Origin of the sequence: Mycolicibacter sinensis (genome assembly GCF_001667375.1) — a bacterium.
GTDB classification, from domain to species: domain Bacteria; phylum Actinomycetota; class Actinomycetes; order Mycobacteriales; family Mycobacteriaceae; genus Mycobacterium; species Mycobacterium sinense_A.
Genome location: NZ_LZIN01000058.1, coordinates 40,040 through 60,531 on the forward strand (window position 1 = coordinate 40,040; position 20,492 = coordinate 60,531).

Annotated in this window: 18 protein-coding genes; 15 read left to right on the forward strand and 3 right to left on the reverse strand. The window is 70.7% G+C overall.

Annotated elements, in window-relative coordinates:
- The first annotated feature begins 41 nt into the window (after positions 1–41).
- The 13 genes from eccCb to A5771_RS11725 all read left to right on the forward strand — a co-directional run bounded on the left by eccCb (position 42) and on the right by A5771_RS11725 (position 11,547).
- Entirely contained in the window at positions 42–3,608 is a 3,567-nt protein-coding gene (gene eccCb / locus A5771_RS11665) for a type VII secretion protein EccCb (protein WP_064855377.1), read from the forward strand.
- Positions 3,605–4,783, forward strand: coding sequence for a type VII secretion-associated protein (locus A5771_RS11670; RefSeq protein WP_064855378.1), 1,179 nt, complete (start codon positions 3,605–3,607; stop codon positions 4,781–4,783). The genes eccCb and A5771_RS11670 overlap by 4 nt, the downstream gene beginning before the upstream one ends.
- A gap of 69 nt (positions 4,784–4,852) precedes the next feature.
- Positions 4,853–5,170 carry a WXG100 family type VII secretion target gene (locus A5771_RS11675; RefSeq protein ID WP_064855379.1) on the forward strand — a complete coding sequence of 106 codons (318 nt, stop codon included), beginning with the start codon at positions 4,853–4,855 and terminating at the stop codon, positions 5,168–5,170.
- Between the two features lie 13 nt (positions 5,171–5,183).
- Complete coding sequence (locus tag A5771_RS11680; protein WP_064855380.1) at positions 5,184–5,480, forward strand: WXG100 family type VII secretion target; 297 nt, start codon at positions 5,184–5,186, stop codon at positions 5,478–5,480.
- 153 nt (positions 5,481–5,633) lie between these two features.
- On the forward strand, positions 5,634–6,065 hold the full coding sequence (locus tag A5771_RS23040) for a hypothetical protein (RefSeq protein ID WP_131808911.1): 432 nt from the start codon (positions 5,634–5,636) through the stop codon (positions 6,063–6,065).
- A 54-nt stretch (positions 6,066–6,119) separates the two neighbouring features.
- A complete protein-coding gene (locus A5771_RS11690) occupies positions 6,120–6,485 on the forward strand; it encodes a hypothetical protein (RefSeq protein ID WP_064855382.1) in 366 nt (121 codons plus the stop codon).
- Between the two features lie 180 nt (positions 6,486–6,665).
- The gene (rplM, locus tag A5771_RS11695) at positions 6,666–7,109 is read left to right on the forward strand and encodes a 50S ribosomal protein L13 (protein ID WP_064855383.1); all 444 of its coding nucleotides are present in this window, start codon (positions 6,666–6,668) and stop codon (positions 7,107–7,109) included.
- Positions 7,106–7,627, forward strand: coding sequence for a 30S ribosomal protein S9 (rpsI, locus tag A5771_RS11700; RefSeq protein ID WP_064855384.1), 522 nt, complete (start codon positions 7,106–7,108; stop codon positions 7,625–7,627). The genes rplM and rpsI overlap by 4 nt, the downstream gene beginning before the upstream one ends.
- Before the next feature lie 88 nt (positions 7,628–7,715).
- On the forward strand, positions 7,716–9,044 hold the full coding sequence (glmM, locus tag A5771_RS11705) for a phosphoglucosamine mutase (RefSeq protein ID WP_064855385.1): 1,329 nt from the start codon (positions 7,716–7,718) through the stop codon (positions 9,042–9,044).
- Between the two features lie 147 nt (positions 9,045–9,191).
- A complete protein-coding gene (locus A5771_RS11710) occupies positions 9,192–9,494 on the forward strand; it encodes a type VII secretion target (RefSeq protein WP_064855386.1) in 303 nt (100 codons plus the stop codon).
- A gap of 1 nt (position 9,495) precedes the next feature.
- Entirely contained in the window at positions 9,496–10,824 is a 1,329-nt protein-coding gene (locus A5771_RS11715; RefSeq protein ID WP_064855387.1) for a hypothetical protein, read from the forward strand.
- Positions 10,825–10,882: 58 nt separating this feature from the next.
- Complete coding sequence (locus tag A5771_RS11720; protein WP_064855395.1) at positions 10,883–11,119, forward strand: hypothetical protein; 237 nt, start codon at positions 10,883–10,885, stop codon at positions 11,117–11,119.
- On the forward strand, positions 11,116–11,547 hold the full coding sequence (locus tag A5771_RS11725) for a TA system VapC family ribonuclease toxin (RefSeq protein ID WP_064855388.1): 432 nt from the start codon (positions 11,116–11,118) through the stop codon (positions 11,545–11,547). The genes A5771_RS11720 and A5771_RS11725 overlap by 4 nt, the downstream gene beginning before the upstream one ends.
- A gap of 7 nt (positions 11,548–11,554) precedes the next feature.
- On the opposite strand, the gene A5771_RS11730 is transcribed toward A5771_RS11725, so the two are convergent.
- The 3 genes from A5771_RS11730 to A5771_RS11740 are packed head-to-tail and all read right to left on the reverse strand — an operon-like array spanning position 11,555 to position 15,362.
- Positions 11,555–13,381, reverse strand: coding sequence for a fatty acyl-AMP ligase (locus A5771_RS11730; protein WP_064855389.1), 1,827 nt, complete (start codon positions 13,379–13,381; stop codon positions 11,555–11,557).
- 56 nt (positions 13,382–13,437) lie between these two features.
- On the reverse strand, positions 13,438–14,472 hold the full coding sequence (locus A5771_RS11735) for an LLM class F420-dependent oxidoreductase (protein WP_064855390.1): 1,035 nt from the start codon (positions 14,470–14,472) through the stop codon (positions 13,438–13,440).
- Positions 14,473–14,492: 20 nt separating this feature from the next.
- Positions 14,493–15,362, reverse strand: coding sequence for a helix-turn-helix transcriptional regulator (locus tag A5771_RS11740; protein WP_064855396.1), 870 nt, complete (start codon positions 15,360–15,362; stop codon positions 14,493–14,495).
- 249 nt (positions 15,363–15,611) lie between these two features.
- On the opposite strand from A5771_RS11740, the gene A5771_RS24320 reads away from it, so the two are divergent.
- Together A5771_RS24320 and gjpA are read left to right on the forward strand one after the other, a co-directional pair.
- A complete protein-coding gene (locus tag A5771_RS24320; RefSeq protein WP_064855391.1) occupies positions 15,612–19,163 on the forward strand; it encodes a PGRS repeat-containing protein in 3,552 nt (1,183 codons plus the stop codon).
- A gap of 92 nt (positions 19,164–19,255) precedes the next feature.
- Positions 19,256–20,452 (forward strand): outer membrane porin GjpA, encoded by a 1,197-nt coding sequence (gjpA, locus tag A5771_RS11750; RefSeq protein WP_064855392.1) that lies wholly within the window; start codon positions 19,256–19,258, stop codon positions 20,450–20,452.
- The last annotated feature ends 40 nt before the right edge of the window (positions 20,453–20,492 follow it).

Here is a 20,492-nt window from a genome sequence, read left to right on the forward strand (position 1 = left end):
GCTGACTTGCCGGTCCTTCGCCCGCTGCCTACGGTGTGCCGATGACCGCGCTGGGAAGCACTGCGGGCCCGCCGCCGGCACCGCCGGACGGTGAAATCGCCGTCGCCGCACCGCCGTCGGCGACGCTTCCGGATTCGGACGTCCCGCTGGCCCGACTGCTGCCCGCCGTCATGGCAGTGGGGATGCTGGCAATGACCGCGGTCGTCTACCGCTCGGGATCATCGGCGGCACGCAGCCCGGTGTTCGCGATGCTGCCGTTGATGATGCTGGCTTCCGCGGTGGCCGCGACGGTGGCCGGACGGAACCGCGGGCCCAAGAACATTGACGACGCCCGCGAGGGCTACCTGGATTACCTTGCCGCGCTGCGTGAATCGGTGACCGACACCGCCGCCCGTCAACGCTCGTTTCTGTGGTGGGCGCATCCGGAGCCGGATGCGCTCTGGATGCTGGCCGGCAGCGCCCGGATGTGGGAGCGCCGGCCCGGCGACGCGGACTTCGGCTGCGTCAGGGTCGGGATCGGTCCGACCGGCCTGGCCACCCGGCTGGTCCCGCCGCCGCACGATCCGGCGCGGCGCATCGACCCGGTCACCGACACCGCGCTGCGGCGCTTCCTCGAGACCCACGCGACGGTGCCCGAGGTGCCGATCACGGTGCCGCTGCTGGGCGCGGGGCCGCTGCTGCTGGACGGCGACGCCGACGCGGCGCGTGGCCTGCTGCGCGCGATGATCTGCCGGCTGGCGATGCTGCACGGCCCGGACGTGCTGCGGATCGCTGCAGTCACCGATGCACCCGACCACTGGGACTGGCTGAAATGGCTTCCACACCATCAGCATCCGTCGGATACCGACGCCACCGGGCCGCTTCGGCTGACTTGCCCCAGCTTGGCTGCCGCTGAAGCCGCGCTGGCCGGCCGACGGGCGGTGGTGATCGTCGACAGCACGGGCGAAGGCCTTTCGGTGGCCGAGTTCGGTACCGCCGGCACCGCGCGACGGCTCACGGTTACCGCGACGGCGCTGAGCGACCCCGAGGGCGCCCGGCCTGACTTCCTCGGTATCGCCGACGCGGTGGTATGCGCGCAGCGGCTGGCCGGCCAGCGAGCGAACGCGGCCGGCGGCGGGAGGCCGGCGGACTGGGCGCAGTTGCTGGGTATTGGCGATATCGACCGCTACGAGCCGGCCGGCGGTTGGGCCGGCGCACCGTCGCAGCGGCTGTGCGTGCCGATCGGCACCGACCCGAACGGAAACGTGGTGCGGCTGGACATCAAGGAGGCCGCCGAGCGGGGCAGCGGGCCGCACGGGCTGTGCATCGGCGCCACCGGCTCGGGCAAATCGGAGTTTCTGCGCACCCTGGTGCTGGGCATGACGGTCCGGCATTCACCGGAGGACCTGAATCTGGTTCTGGTCGACTTCAAAGGGGGCGCAACGTTTCTCGGGTTCGAGCAAACCCGGCATATCGCCGCGGTGATCACCAATCTCGCCGATGAGGCGCCGCTGGTGGAGCGGATGCGTGACGCGCTGGCCGGTGAGATGCGCCGACGCCAGGAACTGCTGCGGGCCACGGGCGTTGCCGGCATCAGCAGCTACGGCCAGGCCCGGCAGGCCTCAGGCATGGCGCTGCCGGCCCTGCCGGCGCTGCTCGTGATCGTCGACGAATTCTCCGAACTGCTCGACCAACAGCCCGATTTCATCGACACGTTCCTCGCGATCGGCCGGTTAGGGCGCTCGCTGGGGATTCACCTGCTGCTGGCCAGCCAGCGCCTCGAGGAGGGCAGGTTGCGAGGGTTGGAATCGCACCTGTCTTACCGGGTGTGCCTTAAGACGGTGTCGGCCGCCGAGTCCCGGCTGGTGCTCGGGGTGGCAGACGCCCATGAGTTGCCCAACATTCCCGGGGCGGGGTTCCTGCGTACCGCCGACGGCGAGGTGACGCGGTTCCAGGCGGCCTACGTCTCCGGCGGGTGTCCGGCTGCCCGGCCGGCTCCGCGCGAAGCGTTGTGGTTCACCGCGGTGCCGAGCGGCCCGACCGGAGAGGTGCCCGCGGCGGTCGGGCGCACTGTACTCGAGGCGATCCTGCAGCGGATCTCCGGCCACGGCCCGGCGGCCCGGCAGGTGTGGTTGCCCCCGTTGGGGGCCTCGCCGACGCTGGGCGCGCTGCTCGAGGGCGAGAATCCCGCGCTGAGCGTGCCGATCGGAATCGTCGACCGGCCCTTCGAGCAACGGCGCACCCCGCTGTCGGTCCACCTCGAGGGCGCCGGCGGGCACGTCGCCGTCGTCGGTGCGCCCCGGTCCGGTAAGTCGACGACACTGGCCACGCTGATCGCCGCGCTGAGTGGGACTCACGACGCGACCCGAGTGGGCTTCTACTGCTTGGACTTCGGAGGCGGCACCCTCTCCGAGCTGGGTTGGCTGCCGCAGGTGGGGTCGGTGGCCGGTCGTGGCCAGCCCGACCTGGTGCGGCGCACGATCGCCGAGATGGAGGCGATCGTGCAACGGAGGGAGGCGGCCGGCGGTGCTTGCGACGGCGGCCCGGCCCGCGACGTGTTCCTGGTGATCGACGGGTGGGCGGGCCTGTGCCACGAGTTCGATGTGGAGTCAGCGATCACCGCTCTGGCCGGTCGCGGCCTGTCCTTTCGGGTGCACGTGGTGCTCTCGGCGTCGCGGTGGGCCGAAGTGCGGCCCGCATTGCGCGATCTGATTGGTACCCGCATCGAGCTGCGGCTGGGAGATCCGGCCGAATCCGAGCTGGACCGGCGCCAAGCCCACCGGGTACCCCGTGACCGGCCCGGTCGCGGCCTGACACCGGAGGGTCTGCACATGCTGGTCGCGCTCCCGCAGGACTGGGAACCAGTGCAAGACAACGGAAAGTCGGTGCCGCCGATTCCGCTGCTGCCGGAGCTGGTCGAGCGAGCTGAACTGGTTGTCTCCGCCGGTGGCCAGCCGGTGCTGGGAGCCGACGAACGCGGACCCGTCACAGTCGATTTCACGCGGCAACCGCACCTGCTGATCCTGGGCGACAACGAGTGCGGTAAGTCCACCGTGTTGCGCACATTGTGCCGAGAACTGGTGCGCACGCACACCCCCGAGCAGGCGCAGCTGCTGGTGGTCGACTACCGGCGCAGCCTGCTCGGGGTCGTCGACACCGGCCATCTGGCCGGCTACGCGATGTCGGCCGCAGCGTGCTCAGCGCTGCTACCGGCGGTGATCGAGCGTGTCGCCGGGCGGATGCCCGGGCCGGACGTCAGCCCGCAGCAACTGCGCGACCGGTCATGGTGGCGCGGCCCGGAGCTGTATGTCCTGGTCGACGACTACGACCTGGTGGCCACCGCCGCCGGCAACCCGCTGACACCGCTGCTGGAATACCTGCCTCAGGCAGGCGATCTCGGACTGCACCTGGTGGTGGCGCGCCGCAGCGGCGGGGCGGCGCGGTCGATGTACGAGCCGGTGCTGGCCGCACTGCACGACCTGGGCGCGATGGGCCTGGTGATGAGCGGCGACCCCGCCGACACCCCGCTGATCGGTTCGGTGCGGCCGAGCCCACTGCCGCCCGGGCGCGGCACCCTGGTCACCCGCTCCGGCGGCGAGCGGCCGATCCAGGTGGCCTGGGAACCGTGACGCACCGCGCCGTCATCGAGGTCGGCCCGGCGACCGTCCGCCGGTTGTGTTGCGGCGCTGGCGAATCATCTGATGCCGCGGGGGCCCTGGGGGAGTGGATCGATGAGCCGTTCGCGCTGGTCGAGGGGGAGCCGGTCGAGGTGGCGGAGCTGCTGCGCAGTGTGCTGGCCTGCCCGGCGGCCGCCGAGGCGATCGAGATCATCCACCCGTCGTGGTGGCCGGCCCGGCGGGTCGAACTGGTCAGCGCGGCCGCGCGCGGCCTGGCGGCCGAGGTCGTCACGCGGTCCCGCGCACGCCTGCTGGCGGACACCTTCGCGGCTGCGGCGGTCGTGGAGATCGCCACTCAATTGGTCGCTGTCACTGCCGCCGGAATCACCGCCGAGCCGCGGGTTGGCTCACCCGGCGAGGTGGCCGCGGCGGTGGCGCACCGGGTGCGGGAGGCGGTCCCGGATCGCGGCGCTGCGGTGCTGATCGACGCGGCCGCCGCGGTGGGCGGGGCCGGCGTCTTGGCCGATCTGATCGCCGAAAAGCTCAGGGACACAGCGCAGGTGACGGTGCTCGACGCGCTGCCGACGGTTCAGGCCGTCGAACCCGCCGCGACGCCGGAGCCGGCCCCGGCCCGCCCCGACCGCCGTCGACGGCTCGCGCCGGCCGTCCTGGTGGCGGTGGGTGTCGTCGCACTGGGTCTAGGAGTCCACCGTGCCCCGCCCCTGGAGGGAACGACGGTGACCAATCTGATCGAGGGCCGGGTGACGGTGGAGGTGCCGGCGGGCTGGTCGCTGCGCCGGGTCACCGCCGGGCCCGGATCGGCCCGGATGGAGGTGGTGTCCCCGAACGAGCCACAGCTGATGCTGCACGTTACGCAGGCGCCGGCCGTCGGCGAAACCCTGGCCGACATCGCCGAACCCCTGCAGCTGGCCATGAAACTCGCCGAGGCCGAGGCGCCCGGAGTGTTCGTCGGCTTCGACCCGGCCGGTAGCAGCGCGGGCCGGCCCGCGGTGACCTACCGCGAGATTCGCGCCGACCATCACGTCGACTGGACGGTGCTGGTCGACCGTGCGGTGCGGATCGGCATCGGCTGCCAGAGCGGACCAGGCGACGGCGATGTCCTGCTCCCGGTGTGCGAGCAGGCGGTGCGCTCGGCGCACGCGCTGGGTGTTCCTCCGGCGGGCTGATTGACCGGAACCGAATGCGCCCCGCCGCCGTCGAACTACATAACAACCAACAACCGATACGGGGGAGATGTGAGCCCATCCAACACACTCAGCGCCGACTTCGACGTCATGCTCGCTGTCGCGGCGGCCACCGACGCCCGCAACGAGGAGATCCGGGGAATGCTGCAAGCGTTCGTCGGCCGGATGCGGGCCGTGCCGCCGTCGGTCTGGTCGGGAATGGCAGCAGCCCGGTTCCAGGATGTCCTGGACCGCTGGAACACCGAATCGCTGAGCTTGCATCACGCGCTGGCGCGCATTGCCGAGACCATTCGCCACAATGAGCGCGCGTTGCGGGAGGTGGCCGAGACCCACTCGCACCACATCGCCGCCGCCGGCGACGGTATCTGAGGGGCGGTCAGTCATGGCCGCGGCATTGTCGTACAACTTCGAGGAAATCGAATACGCCGTCCGTCAGGAGATCCACTCCACGGCCAGCCGGCTCAACGGCGCGCTGGAACAGCTGCGGTCGCAGATCGCACCGCTGCAGCAGGTGTGGACCCGGGAGGCGGCCGGTGCCTACCACGCCGAGCAGCTGCGATGGCAGCAGGCCGTGGACGCACTCAACCAGATCCTGTTCGCCTTGGGTAGCGCGGTGCGCGACGGCGCGGCTGACGTCGCCGACGCCGACCGGCGCGCGGCGGGAACTTGGGGGCGGTAGGAGAGACCACCCCCGGGTAACGGTGTGGCCCCGATGGAGGAGAGCCGTCGGGGCCACACCGGCTCACCGAGTCGAGGTGGACTGTTGGTAAGGGAGGACCATCCCGGTCGTGACGAGATATCGGGACTTTCGCGTGACCCTCAAGAACGAGCGATGGAACGTCGCCTGGACGAACTTGTGCGGCGCCGGCTTCGCGACGAGTCCGTCGCGTTGGCCAGCGTTCTCGATCAGGCGCGGATGCTTCACCGGTACCGGGCGGAACTCGGCTATCCAGCACACCTTGACGAACGTGTTGGAAAACTCGATGACAGCGAACGGTTTGTCGCTCGGCTGCTGGTGTCTGAGGACCGGAACGTCAGCCACGTCCCGCCCGCCAAAACCGGTCAACCTCCGCCTGACCTGGTCGTCGACGGCGTGCTTGCCGAAATCAAGACCAGCATCGGAGCTGGTGTTCAAGGTTTCGGCAAACGACTGCAAGAAGCGCATGCGACACGAGTGTTCGTCAATGCGAAGCAATCGCGGATCAGTCCCGACACCATGTCTGACCTGGTCCAGCAACTTATTGACCTCGGCGTTCTGACGTAAGCTCGGGTGATCGGCGACCGCTATGACTGGCAACGAGGAAGGTGGTGACACGCGATGGCTACGGAGCTGCGGCACGACCTGCTCGATGTCGGTGTGGACACCACCGAAGAGCTGGCGCAGCTGATCGAGAAGGCATTCGGCCCGGGGGGCGTGTGGACGCAGGGCCGCAATGTTCGGTGGTACCGCGCGACGGGCTACGACTTCGTTGTCACTATGCCCGACGAGCCGTATGACGGTGAATTGTGGGTCACGGTCGGTGCCCCGACCGTCGACGAGCAACAGCGCCGCGCCGACATCACGTTCGACCGTCTCGCGGCAGCCGACCCGAAGGTCGCACTGACACTGATTGCCGAAGATGACTCCGTCGTGCGGCGTCGTCCTGTCACGCGCACCGCACAACGGTCCACTGCCCCGTTTTGACCTGCCCGGATACCCGCCGGTAAGCTGCTGCGTTGGCGTGCGGTGCCGTCCTGGCACAGCGGGTCCTCGGGTCACTGTCGGTCGCCGAGAACCACCCCGCCGCTCACGCTGGACCGGCACCCGGCCCGCTCCGGGATCCGCACAACCGGGTAGCAACCCGAATTACGAGAGGTAAGCGCTGTGCCCACCTATACGCCGAAGGCGGGTGACACCACGCGGTCGTGGTACGTCATCGACGCCACCGACGTGGTGCTCGGCCGGCTCGCCGTTGCGGCAGCAAATCTGCTGCGCGGCAAGCACAAGCCGACGTTCACGCCGAATGTCGACGGTGGTGACTTCGTCATCATCATCAACGCTGACAAGGTCGCCATCAGCGGCAACAAACTGCAGAAGAAAATGGCCTACCGCCACTCGGGCTACCCGGGCGGGCTGCGCAAGCGCAGCATCGGTGAGCTGATGGAGACCCGTCCCGACCGTGTCGTGGAGAAGGCGATCCTCGGGATGATCCCGCACACCAAGCTGGGGCGTCAGATTCAGCGCAAGCTGCACGTCTACGCCGGGCCGGTGCATCCGCACACCGCCCAGCAGCCGGTCCCGTACGAAATCAAGCAGGTGACGCAATGACCGAGACGGCAATCGAGGGCACCGAGGCCATTGAGCCCACTGAGCCCACTGAGCCCACCGAGACGGTTGAGGTCGAGGAGACCATAGAGACGCAGGCGGAGGCCGCGCCGAGCTACGAGCCGCACGACCTGGGACGTCCCATCCAGACCGTCGGTCGCCGCAAGGAGGCCGTGGTGCGGGTGCGCCTGGTGCCCGGCACCGGCAAGTTCAACCTGGACGGGCGGACCCTGGAGGCCTACTTCCCGAACAAGGTGCACCAGCAGCTCATCAAGGCTCCGCTGGTCACCGTGGACCGGCTAGAAAGCTTCGACGTCTACGCCCACCTCGACGGCGGCGGCCCCTCCGGGCAGGCCGGCGCGCTGCGGCTGGCCCTGGCACGCGCCCTGATCCTGGTGCAGCCGGAGGACCGGCCGGCGCTGAAGAAGGCCGGCTTCTTGACCCGTGACCCGCGGGCCACCGAGCGCAAGAAGTACGGCCTGAAGAAGGCCCGCAAGGCGCCTCAGTACAGCAAGCGCTGATCGTTCTGGCAGCGAGCGTGCGTGGAAACGGTCCTACACCGGCGTGTCGGACCGGGAACACGCACGCTCGCGGCGATAAAGGATAGTTATGGGTCGACTTTTCGGCACCGACGGCGTCCGTGGGGTGGCCAACCGCGAATTGACCGCGGAACTGGCCATGGCGCTGGGCAGTGCGGCGGCCCAGCGGCTGTCCACCGGCACCGAGCGTCGGGTTGCCGTCGTGGGTCGCGACCCGCGGGCCAGCGGCGAGATGCTGGAAGCCGCGGTCATCGCCGGGCTGACCAGCCAAGGCGTCGACGCACTGCGGACCGGTGTGCTGCCCACACCCGCGGTGGCCTACCTGACCAGTGCTTATGAAGCGGACTTCGGGGTGATGATCTCCGCGTCGCACAACCCGATGCCCGACAACGGCATCAAGTTCTTCGGCCCGGGCGGCCACAAACTCGACGACGCCACCGAGGACCAGATCGAGGATCTGGTCGCCGCCGGGCCGGGGCTGCGACCGGTCGGCGCCGAGCTGGGCCGGGTGGTGGACGCCAAGGACGCCCTGGACTGCTACCTGCGCCACCTCGGCGAAACCCACCGCACCCGGCTGGACGGGCTGACCGTGGTGGTGGACTGCGCCCACGGCGCAGCGTTCCATGCGGCGCCGCGGGCCTACCGGGCCGCCGGTGCCACCGTGATCGCGATCAACGCCGATCCCGACGGGCTCAACATCAACGACGGCTGCGGCTCGACGCACCTGGAACCGTTGCGGGAGGCGGTGCTCGCGCACGGCGCGGATCTGGGCCTGGCCCACGACGGCGACGCCGACCGGTGCCTGGCCGTGGATGCCGCCGGTCAGGTGGTCGACGGCGACGCCATCATGGTCGTGCTGGCGCTGGCCATGCGCGACGCCGGTGAACTGGCCGGCGACACGCTGGTCACGACGGTGATGAGCAACCTCGGCCTGCACCTGGCGATGCGTGAGGCGGGCATCGAGGTGCGCACCACCGACGTCGGCGACCGCTACGTGCTCGAGCAGCTTCGGGCCGGCGGTTTCACCCTCGGCGGTGAACAGTCCGGTCACATCGTGCTGCCCCAAGTTGCCACCACCGGCGACGGCATCGTCACCGGCCTGCGCCTGATGGCGCGGATGGCGCAGACCGGCATCCCGCTGGCCGGTTTGGCCTCGGCGATGCGCACGCTGCCGCAGGTGCTGATCAACGTCGAAGTCACCGACAAGGCTGCCGCGATGAGCCGGCTGGCGGTGCGCACCGCACTGCAGCGCGCCGAGGAGGAGCTCGGCGAGACCGGACGAATTCTGTTGCGGCCCTCCGGCACCGAGCCGCTGATTCGAGTGATGGTGGAAGCGGCCGACGAGGACACCGCGCGCCAGATCGCGCTCGGTGTCGCCGAAACGGTACGCAGCCGCTGATCCTTGCCGCGGGCGTCTCACCCGTCACTGTTGTCTCCGATCAGGTGGGGTGAGACCTTTTCGAAAACGGTAGCCTCGGCGCTAGCACCGCATGAGGCGGTGTGGAATTGCCGGGAACCGCTGCAGCGCCCGCACCGTCATACCCATATGGGACGACAACAGCTTTACCTCGACGTCGCCGCGCTGCACTCCGTGGCGGACTGCTTTGAAGCCACCGCGGCCGATATCGATACCGCCATCCGAATCCGGCTGGGCGGATTGGCGTTCGACGGTCGCGTCGCTGGGCGCGACCACGTCGCGGCGGGGGAGGAGATGCGCCGCGCGCTGGACGGCTGGGCGAGCGAGCTGACGCGCTGGTCGCGGGCCAACACCGAGATCGCGGCGGCTTTGCGAGGAGGACTGGTGCGCTACGAACACGCCGAAACCTCCGCGGCGGATCGGGTCGGTTGAGGTGGCGCAGCAATACGACGTGGCCGGGCGGCTCGCCGAGGGTCGAGAGGCGTTGGCGCACAATCAAACCTACGTGTCAGCTTGCCATCGGCTCGGTTATCGCCATCCCGAGCTCACCGGCTACGACGGGCAGCTCGCCGACTGCTACGACAGCGAAGCCGGCCTGGACCTGCGGCTGCTCGACGCCGACTGCGCCGCGCTGGGAGCGCTGGCCGATACGGCCGACGATGCGGTGCGCCAGCAGCGCGCGCAACTCGGCGAGTTCGCCACGGCCTGGCGCGGTCCCGGGGCTGAGGCCGCCGCGGTGTTCCTGCGCCGGCACTGTGATGCCGGTGCGCAGTTGACGGCCCGGCTGCGGGCGTCCGCCACCGGATGTGCGGTGCTGCGCGACGAGCTGTGGCGGCTGGTCGATAGCAAGGTGGCCGCGGTGCTGGCCATCGACGAGGCGGTCGGCGCCCAGCGTCCGGCATGGCTGGCCGCCGCGCACGCGGTGGATTCCGGTGCCGCCGACGAGCACGCCACCGAGGTCATCGAGAAGCAGGTGATGCCCCACGTGGACAACAACGTTCGGGGCGTGTGGGCATCGGCCGTGCGGCCGGTCCGGGACGGGGCTGCGGCGGCCTACCGCAGCGCGACCGCGGCGGCTGACGTCGGGGCGGGGGTGCTCTTCGCGATTCCGGGTGACCTCGGGCCAGAGCGCCCGCCCGACGACCCGGCACCGGCCGCCCCGGCGGCCATCGCCCCCATTGCGGCAGATTTGCCCTCGGCAGACGCACCGGCGGCGGCGGGCGATCGGCCGGGCGCCGCCGCGCCCGAACCCACCGCAGCATTCGAGGACCTGCCTGTCGATCCGGGTTTGCCGGCCGGCCTCGGCGTGCCTGGCGATCTGGGCTTGCCGTCGGGCGGGCTGCCGGCCGGTGGCAGCGGGCTCGGTGGTCTTGGTGGACTGGGCGGGCTGATTCCGCGGCTGGCCGACGCGTTCGGTGATGCCGGGCTCGGCGAGCCGTTCGACGACCCGTTCGAGGACACGCCGGAGGCTGACGAGCATGGCCCGGAGGACCACGATGACTCCGAGGCTGAGCCCGCGGACGATGATGATGCCGCCGCCGACGATCCCGTCGACGCCGAACTGGCCGACGAAACCGGGCCGGAACCAGAGCCGACCGGCGGAGAATCCGAACTCGCTTCCGAACAAGTCGCCCCAGCGGTCGAAGCGGGGGAAACCGAGAACGAGCCGACGTCCGGGCCAGCGCCCCAGCCGCTGGCCGACAGTCCGCCCAAAACCCCCTGCGAGATCGCCGCCCAGGAGTTGCCGCAGGTGGGGCAGTGAACAAGCTGGTAAGCATGCACATGCTTAGGCACTCGCATCGTGATGCACCGGGCGTATGATGCTCGATGTGAGGACAACCGTGGTGATCGACAGTGATGTCGCTGCCGAGGTCGAACGGCTTCGGCGTGAGGGATTGGGTGTCAGCGAGGCGCTGAACCTGCTCGCGCGCCGCGGCATGGCCGCGCAGGCCAGTGCCCCCGCGGCTCCCTACCGGCATCGCACGGCACGGATCGGACTGAAGGTCGACGTCACCAGCGTGGCCGATGTGCTCGACCTACTCGATGACGACCGATGATCGTCGATGCGAACCTCCTGCTGTACGCCGTCGATGAGGACAGCAGGCACAACCAGGCAGCTGCGGCGTGGCTGGCGGCAACGCTGCGCGGCCCCAACCGGATCGGTTTGCCGTGGCAGACGATCGGCGCGTTCCTGCGGATTGTCACTCACCCCCGGGTGACCGACAATCCGTTGAGCGCATCCGAATCATGGAGCTATATCGCAGATTGGCTGGCGGTGCCCGTGGTGTGGATCCCGCCTGCGACCGAATCCACCGCTCAGGTTTACGCCAGGATCTGCGCACAGGTCGATGTCACCGGCAACCTGGTGCCCGATGCCCAACTGGCCGCCCTGGCGATGGAACACGGCGTCGAACTCGCCTCCGCCGACACCGACTTTCAGCGATTCCCCGGCCTGCGCTGGATCAACCCGCTGGGCCCCCGCTGAACCCACCTCAGCCCTGGCGGGCTCCCCAGGTCTGCAGTGCCGAAGCGATTTTGGCGGCCGCCTCCAGCTGCTCCAGCGACATCTCGTCGGCCGGGTTGCGCCGCCATTCGGCGACCACCGCCAGCGCACCGTCGATGAACTGCTGGCGGGACTGACCGCGCTGGATCTTGCCGCTCGACGTAGTCGGCAGCGACACGTGGTGTACCAGCACTACCGCGTCGGTCGCGATGCCGTGGTGGGTGGCGATTGCGGTTCGGATCCGGTCGATAACCTCATTCAGGTCGGTCTCGCCGGCTCGCGCACTGTCGACTTCGTGGACGACGACCAGCTGCTCGACGCCGCCCGGTGGGGCGTCGGTGGCGAACGCCGCGCCCCGGCCGGACACCAACACCGGGTCGCACTGCTGGACGGTGAACTCGATGTCGTTGGGGTAGTAACGGTGCCCGTCGACGACGATCAGGTCCTTGCAGCGCCCGGTGATGAAAAGCTCACCGGCGCAGAGGAACCCGTAATCGCCGGTACGCAAAAACGGTCCCCGGTCAGGGTCCCCCGGCGCGGCCAGCCGCGCTCCGAACGTCGCCGCGGTCTCCTCGGGCCTGTTCCAGTAGCCCAGGGCGACATTGGGCCCGGCGACCCAGATCTCGCCGACCTCGTCGGGCCCGCAGGGCTGGTGGGTCACCGGGTCGACGATGGCGACGTCGGATTGGCGCGGCTGACCGCAACCCACGAACGTCGCGGCGGCCGGATCGTCGGGTGCGATGTCGACGATGCGGTCCTCGGCCAGCGCCACCCGGTGGACGTAGCGCACCCCCGGCATCCCGGTGGCACAGCCGGCCGACACCTGCAGGGTGGCCTCGGCCAGCCCGTACACCGGGTAGCACGACGAGACCTGAAAACCCGCCGGCGCGAAAGCATCGGCGAACGCCGCCAGCGACGTGGCGCGCACCGGCTCGGCGCCGTTCATGGCGACGGTCATGCAGGAAAGGTCCAGTGCCGCACGCTCTTCGGGTGTGCTGGTTTCCACACACCGGTCATAGGCGAAGTTCGGTGCGGCGGTGATCACACCACGATGCCGGGACACCAGCTCCAGCCACCGCATCGGACGTTTGATGAACGCGGTCGGCGACATCAGCGCCGTGCTCGCCCCGAGGTAGACCATCGACAGAATCCCGCCGATCAGGCCCAGGTCGTGGTGCGGCGGCAGCCAGAAGACGCCCCTGGCGTTCTCATCGCCGTTCCAGGCCTGAGCGATGGCGTCCACGTTGTGCAGTACGTTGCCGTGGGACAGCAGCACACCCTTGGGTGAGCGGGTCGAACCCGAGGTGTACTGAATGGCGGCCGGAGAGTCGGCCCGGATGTCGGGGGCGACCCAGGTGTCGGGATCGGCGCCGGCGTCGGTGAAGAACCAGTGCTCCGGTTCCCCGGGAATCCCGGCGACCGCGCTGCGAGTGGCCTGCTGGGTCTCGCCGGCGGTGAGCGCGAACTTCGCCGCAGCGTCGGGGACGACCACCTGCAGGCGCGGCGCCAGCTTCTGGTGCACGGGCACCGCGACGGCGCCGGCGTACAGGCAGCCGAAGAACCCGGCGATGAAGTCCAGGCCCGGGCGCACCAGCACCAGGACCCGCTCCCCGGCGACGTCGTGGCGCTGCAGATTCGCCGCTATCGCGCGCGCCCGCAGATCCAGCTCGCGGAAGGACAGCTCACTGCGGCCCTCGTCGTCCCCGTTGTAGGAGAAGCTGAACGCCACCTTGTCGCCGAACCGGTGGGCCTGGCGTTGTAGCAGCTCAACGAGGGTTTCTGCGATTGGCGTCGTCACCGTGGGCGTGAAATCCATGGCCCCATCTTGGCCCGAGGGGTGTCGTGGACCACAATCGACCCACTTGAACCGGGTCAGGGCGCCAACGCGCGCAGCTCCTCCATGTAGCGCAGCGCCTCAGCCGGTTCCGCAGCCAGCGGGCCGGCCAGCAGCGTCGTCACGCCAGCCTCGGCCAGCGCGGCGAGCCGCTCGGCGACGTATCCGCGTGGGCCGATCAACGAGGTGTGCCGCACCAGGTCGTCGGGGACGGCGTTGATGGCCTCGGACTTGCGCCCCGCCAGGTAGAGCTCCTGGATGCGGTCCGCCACGTCGCCGAACCCGTATCGGGTGGCCAGATTGTGGTAGAAGTTGCGGCCCACCGCGCCCATCCCGCCGATGTAGAGCGCCAGTTGCGGTTTCGCCCACGCCAGCCGGTCCTCGACGTCGTCACCGATGGCCAGCGACACTCCGGCCATCACGTCAAGCGGGCCCAGCGCCGGATCCCGTTTGGCCGCGCCGGCCCTCAACGCCTCACCCCATACCTCGGCGGCGCATTCGGGATAGTAGAACACCGGCTGCCAACCGTCGGCGATCTCGGCGGTCAGCGCGACGTTCTTCGGGCCCAACGCAGCGATCGAGATCGGAATCCGCTCGCGCACCGGATGATTGATCAGCTGCAACGGCTTGCCCAGCCCGGTGCCGCCCGGCAGCGGCAGCTGATAGTGCTTGCCGGCATAGCTCACCCGTTCGCGGCGCCACACCGCTCGGCAGATCTCCACCACCTCGCGGGTGCGCCCCAGTGGGGCGTCGAACGGCACCCCGTGGAAGCCCTCCACCACTTGCGGCCCGGAGGTGCCGATGCCCAGCCGGAACCGGCCGTCGGAGACGAAGTCCAGGCCCGCGGCCGTCATCGCCAGCAGGGACGGCGTACGGGTGTAGATGGGCAGGACACCGGACACCAGCTCGACTCGCGACGTCTTGGCCGCCAGGTAACCCAGCTGACTGACCGCATCGAAGGAGTACGCCTCGGCGACCGCGACCACCTCGATGCCGGCTCGCTCCAGTTCGACCACCTGCTCGGCCGCCTCTTTGAATCCACCTGAGTAGGACAGCTGCACACCGATTCGCATCTACGACACATACCAGAGCGTTACCGACGGTCCGAGGCCGCCGCGGGCTGGTTTCGCCAGTGACTCGGTGAGGTGCCGTGTGCTTGGCGAAAGATCCTGGTGAAGTAGCCCGGGTCGGGCAGCCCGACCTGACCGGCGATGTCGGCGATCGGCAGGCGGGTATCGGTGAGCAGCCGGCGCGCCTCGCCCATCCGGCGTTCGGTGATCCATTCGACGACGGTGCGTCCGGTGCTGCGGCGGACCGCGGTGGTCAGATATCCCGGGGAGACCGCGAGTTCGCGTGCCACGTCAGACAGTGACAGCGGCTCGCGGTAGCGCCGGTCGATCACGGTGAACACGCTGGACAGCAGCGGGTCGCCGCCGCGGGGGGCGGCTCCGAGCGGGCCGCGGGCCAGCCGGGCGAGATCGGTCAACAGCAGCGTCAGATGCGCCAGCGCCGCCTCGCGGAATCCCTCGTCTCGTCCTTTGAGCTCGGATTTCATCGACTCGAGCGTGGTATTGATGATCGGCTGGCGTTCCGCGGGCAGATCCAGGCGCAACAATCCGCCGTCGTGTTCGTGCAGGAACAACCAGAGCAGCGGGTGCGACTGCCAGGTCAGCCAGGGCGACCCCCCGTCGTCGCCGAGCGCGGTCGAGTTGAAGAACACCGCGATCCCGTCCTCGGTGCATTCCACCTGCCCCGGGTCGATGATCACGCCCATCGCGATGACGTAGGCGACTCGGGTCCGGCGGTCGAACCACAGCGCCGGGAAGTTGTGAATCTGGCCCTGTTCGGAGAGCGCCGCGCGCCCCGCCCGGGCCAGCAGCACCGGCGGAATGTGCGGGTCCGGCGAGTACTCGTAGACCCGAACGCCACCGCGCTGACGCACTTCTCGGGCCGCGTACTGCATGTTCACAACAATAATCCATGCCTGAGGAAAATTGTCCTGTTACACAGGTTTCCGACGGATGAAGATTGAAGCTATGTCGGGAGCGTTGCGTGCATCACAGCCGGGCCTTGCGGTTCAGGCGCTATCTGCGCACGTCATCGGTGCCCACGGCCCCGCCGTCGCGATCGGGACGAGCGGCGCCACCGCAGATCGGACTTATTTTCCGCTGAGCAAAATAACCTGCCACTTTCACAGGAAGGGTTTTGATACATGAGCCGTCTCCGCACCAGCCAGGGTGGCCAGCAAGCCAACGCCGGGCAGCAGCGCCGTAACCGGGCGATCGGTGCCAGCAGCGCGGTCGCCGCGTTCCTGGCGTTCGGGATGGCTCCGCTGGCGACGGCGCCGCCGGCCCAGGCCGACCTGGAGGACCTGTTCGACTTCAGCTGGTTCAACGAGTTGTTCGCCCCGGCCGACACGACGGCAGCGCTGGAGCTCGCCCCGGGCGCCGCCGACGGGCTGGGCTTCGACATGACCAGCCTGATCGACCAGTGGTTCTACACCCCGATGCACATGGGTATCCAGGCCTGGATCACCAGCGACTTCGGCGAGATGATCAACAACTCCATCAACCAGATGGCCGGGCTCTACTTAATCGGCAACGGCATCGACGGCACGGCGCTCAACCCTGACGGCGGCGCCGCCGGGCTGTGGTTGGGCGACGGCGGCGCGGGCTGGGACAGCGACGCGGCCGGGGTCGCCGGCGGCGATGGCGGCGACGCCGGCTGGTTCGGCAACGGCGGCGCCGGTGGTGACGGCGGTGCCGGTGCGGACGGTGGCATGGGCGGGATCGGCGGCGCCTTCATGGGCAACGGTGGCGCCGGCGGGGCCGGCGGCAGTGCCATCACCGCCGGCTTCGGCGGTGGTGACGGCGGCGACGGCGGTGCGGCGGCCGCCTGGTTCTTCGGTCAAGGAGGTGCTGGCGGTGTCGGCGGCAACGGCAGCAACGGCGCGGCAGGCACCTTCCTCAACGGCGGCAACGGAAACGGCGGAGCCGGCGGCAACGGCGGTACCGGCGGCGACGGCGGCCGCAGTGGCTACACCTTCGGCAACGGCGGTAAAGCCGGGGCCGGCGGCACCGCGGGTAACGGCGGCGATGGAGCCGAAGGCACTGCCATCAACGTCAACGGTGGCAACGGCGGCGCCGCCGGCAGCGGCGGGGCCGGCGGCGTCGGCGGGGTGAAGTTCGACGGCAACTATGGCTCCGCCGGCGCAGATGGCGCCGGCCGTGATGGTGCTACCGGCGGCGACGGCGGCGACGGATTCAAGGACGCGGGCGGCTACCACGGCAACGGCGGCAACGCCGGCCGCGGCGGCGCCGGTGCCGATGGCTCGATCACCGGCGCCGGCGGCGACGGCGGCCACGGCGGTACCGGCATCAGTGGCGGCAACGGCGGCGACGCCGGCGGCGGCGGCAGCGCGACTGGCAGTAACGCCGGTGGCGCCGCCGGCAATGGCGGGGCCGGCGGCGATGCCACCGGTGCGGCCGGGATCCTGGGTGTAGCGGGCAACGGCGGCAGCGGTGGGTACGGCGGCAGCAGCGCCACTGGCAACGGCGGCGCTGGCGGTTCCGGCGGTGCGGGCGGCAACGGCGCCACCGACGACGACGCTATCCAGACCATCGGCGGCAACGGCGGCTACGGCGGCGGCGGGGGCTCCGCCTACACCAGCGGAAACGGTGGCTCAGGGGCCAACGGGGGCGACGGCGGCACCGGCACACTCAAGGGCGGCAACGGCGGTACCGGCGGCGGGGGTTCCTACTCCCAGTTGGGGGCCGGGGGCACCGCCGGCCAGGGCGGCAACGGCGGAGACGCCACCGGCTGGGACGACGGCAGCGGCACCCTGTTCAGCCAGGGCGGCGACGGCGGCACCGGCGGTTGGGCGAACGGCGGCGGCATCGCTGCCGACGGCGGCAACGGCGGTGCCGGTGGCAATGGCGCGGCCACCGGAGTGAGCATCGGCGGGAACGGTGGCGCGGGCGGCAGCGGCGGTTCGGGCCAGCAGACCAGTCTCGGCGGGAGCACTCCGCCCGGCGGCGATGGCGGTGCCGGCGGGGCCGGTGGTCACGGCACCGCGATCGGCGGGAACGGCGGTACCGGCGGTGCCGGCGGCACCGGCGGTGCCGGCGGCACCGGCGGTGCCGGTGGGGCCGGCGGCAACAGCGCCGGCACGGCGATCGAGGCCGGTAATCCCTTCGGCCTGGCCGCCGGCAGTGAACACGCCGGTAACGGCGGTAACGGCGGCCTCGGCGGAACCGGCTTCAACGCGACCTACGGCAACGGCGACCCCGGAGGTAACGGCGGTGCCGGTGGGGCCGGCGGCACCGGTGGCGGCGCGGTCGATGGCGGTAACGGCGGTAACGGCGGCACCGGCGGCGAAGGCGGCGGTGACGGCGGCAAGGGTGGACTCGGCGGCGCGGCCACCGGCACCGGTGACGGCGGTAACGGCGGTAACGGTGGTACCGGCGGAATCGGCGGTGTCGGCATCGAGGGCGTCAGCGCTCTCGATCTGCTCACCGGCGAGGGCAAGCCGGAAGTCGGTGGCGACGGTGGCGACGGCCAGGCCGGCGGGGCCGGCGGCGACGGCGGCGCCGGTGGCACCGCGGTCTCCGGTGACGGCGGCCAGGGCGGCAACGCCGGGTCCGGCGGCGGCGGCGGTAACGGTGGCCGCGGTGGCGTCGGCGGCACCGACGCGCAGGGCAACGGCCTGGCCGGCGGCAACGGTGGCGACGGCGGGGCCGGCGGCACGGCCGGTTCAGCCGGTGCGGGCGGCGCCAGCACCAGCGGCAACGCGGGCGCGGCCGGCAACAGCGCGCTGGACGGTAACGGCGGCAAGGGCGGCGACGGCGGCGGCGGCGGCAACGGGGCGGCCGGCAAGGACGGTTCCACGTCGGCCAACGCGGCCGGCGGCAACGGCACCGACGGCGGCAAGGGTGGCGTCGGCGGCAACGGCGGCAACGGCGGCACTTCGGGCACCGGCACTGCCGGCAACGGCGGCTGGGGCGGCAGCGGCGGCCGGGGCGGCACCGGTGGCGCCGGCGGCACCGGCGGCGTCGACGCCAGCGGCAAAGGCCTGAACGGCGGGAACGCCGGCAACGGCGGGGTCGGTGGCGCGGCCGGACACGGCGGCGACGGCGGTGCCAGCACCACCGTCACCGCCGGTAACCAGGGCAATGATGGCGGTGGCGGCTACGGCGGCACCGGCGGCGCCGGCGGCAACGGCGGAGCCGGCACCGACGGCGCCAGTGCCCCGAACGCGGCCGGCACCGACGGCCAGACCGGCGGCAACGGCGGAGCGGGCGGCAAGGGCGGCGCCGGTGGCACCTCCGACGCCGGTCCCGGCGGCCTGGGCGGTTCCGGCGGCACCGGTGGCCAGGGCGGTTCCGGCGGAGACGGTGGCAATGGCGGCACCAGCAAGGCCGGCGACGGTCTCGACGGCGGCAACGGCGCCGGCGGCGGCAACGGCGGTACCGGTGGTGTGGCCGGCGCCGGCGGCGCCAGCACCAGCGGCACCGCCGGCAGCGACGGTTCGGCCGGGTCCGGCGGTTCGGGCGGGTCCGGTGGCGGCGGCGGCAAGGGCGGCACCGCCCAGGGTGTCGGCAACACCGGCGGCGACGGCGGCGACGGCGCCGACGGCGGCAACGGCGGGGCGCCCACCGGTCCCGGCGGGTCCGGCGGGGCGGCTGGACAGGGCGGCACCGGTACCGGCGGCGCCACCAACGGCAGTGCCGGCACCGGCGGCAGCGACGGCCAGCCCGGTAGCTGAGACCGGCCACGGTCGTCGGGCCATCCCTGACCCGACGACCGTGGCGGGCTCCCTTCGACAAGTACTCAAAAACCGAAACTAAGGAGACGGCCTTGCAATCAGCTCTCAAGCCCTACGCGACCGCCGGCGTCGCGATCCTCGGGGCCAGCTTCCTCGCGGTCACCCCGGTGGCAACGCCGGCGTCCAGCCTCTCGGCGGTGCGCGACGTGGCCCTGACCGCCGACGGCAGCGTGTTCGGCGATTTCATGGCGCCGTGGCTGGCGCAGTACAACATTGCGGCCGAGAACGCCACCGTGCTCGCCAACAACTTCTACCTGGCCCCCGGAGTCGGGCTGCAGCAGATCATCGCCAACCTGACCGACTACGCGCAGCAGCTGGCCGACGACCCCACCAAGCTGGCTGCGATCACCATGCAGATGCAGGAGGATCTCAAGGCGGTCAATGATGCCTACACCCTGTGGGACGCCGGCCAGAGCACCATCGATGCCACCACGCTGCACACCGTGAACGCATCCGACCTGAGCACCCTCTTCTTCGGCCACGACCTGATCCTGCAGTTGCTGCCGCAGTTCCTGCCGGCTGACGTCGACCCGGAGTTGGTGACGCCGATCGTCAACTTCATGGCATCGCCGGCCAGCGCGATGATCATGGGCATGCTGGGGCCCTCGCTGAGCCCGTGGGTTGCGCTGATGAACAGCATCAGTGACGGCGATGGCCTCAACGAGACCATGGCCAATATGGTCGGCGCCTACTTCAACGGCGCCACGCTCAACCTCGACAGCCTGCTGCCGCTGATCGCCGACTCCGGCTTCCTGCCGGAGGGCACCACCATCAGCCATCTGGAGTTCGCGCTCGGCGGGTTGTTCACCACCGGCAGCGTGGGCCAGCACGCCTACGAGCTCTTCGACTCCAGCGGCAACGTGGTGCACTCGATTCAAGCGGTCGGCGGCTCGATGTTCAACGCTCTCGGCCTGACCCTGGGAACCAGCATCTTGCCGGGACTCACCATCGAGCTCGCCGGGCAGCCCGTCGGCCCGATTGCGGCCTGGGAGGCCTGGAGCCAGACGGTGGCCGGCCTGCTCGACGGTGGTAAGGGCGTCAGCCCCTGGGCCTGGGACGGCAAGAACGGCGGTACTCCGCCGCCGGCGCTGCCGCCGCTGACCGGAGGCAGCCTGCCGCTGATCCCCACCGACATCTTCGATGACGGCGGTGCGCCCGGCGGCGCGGATGCGGCCGGTTTCGACTTGGCGGACATCGCCGCCGCATTCGGGGTGGAGATCCCGGCCTAAACCCGCTCAGATCGGTCGGCCCCCGCCCTGTGGCGGGGGC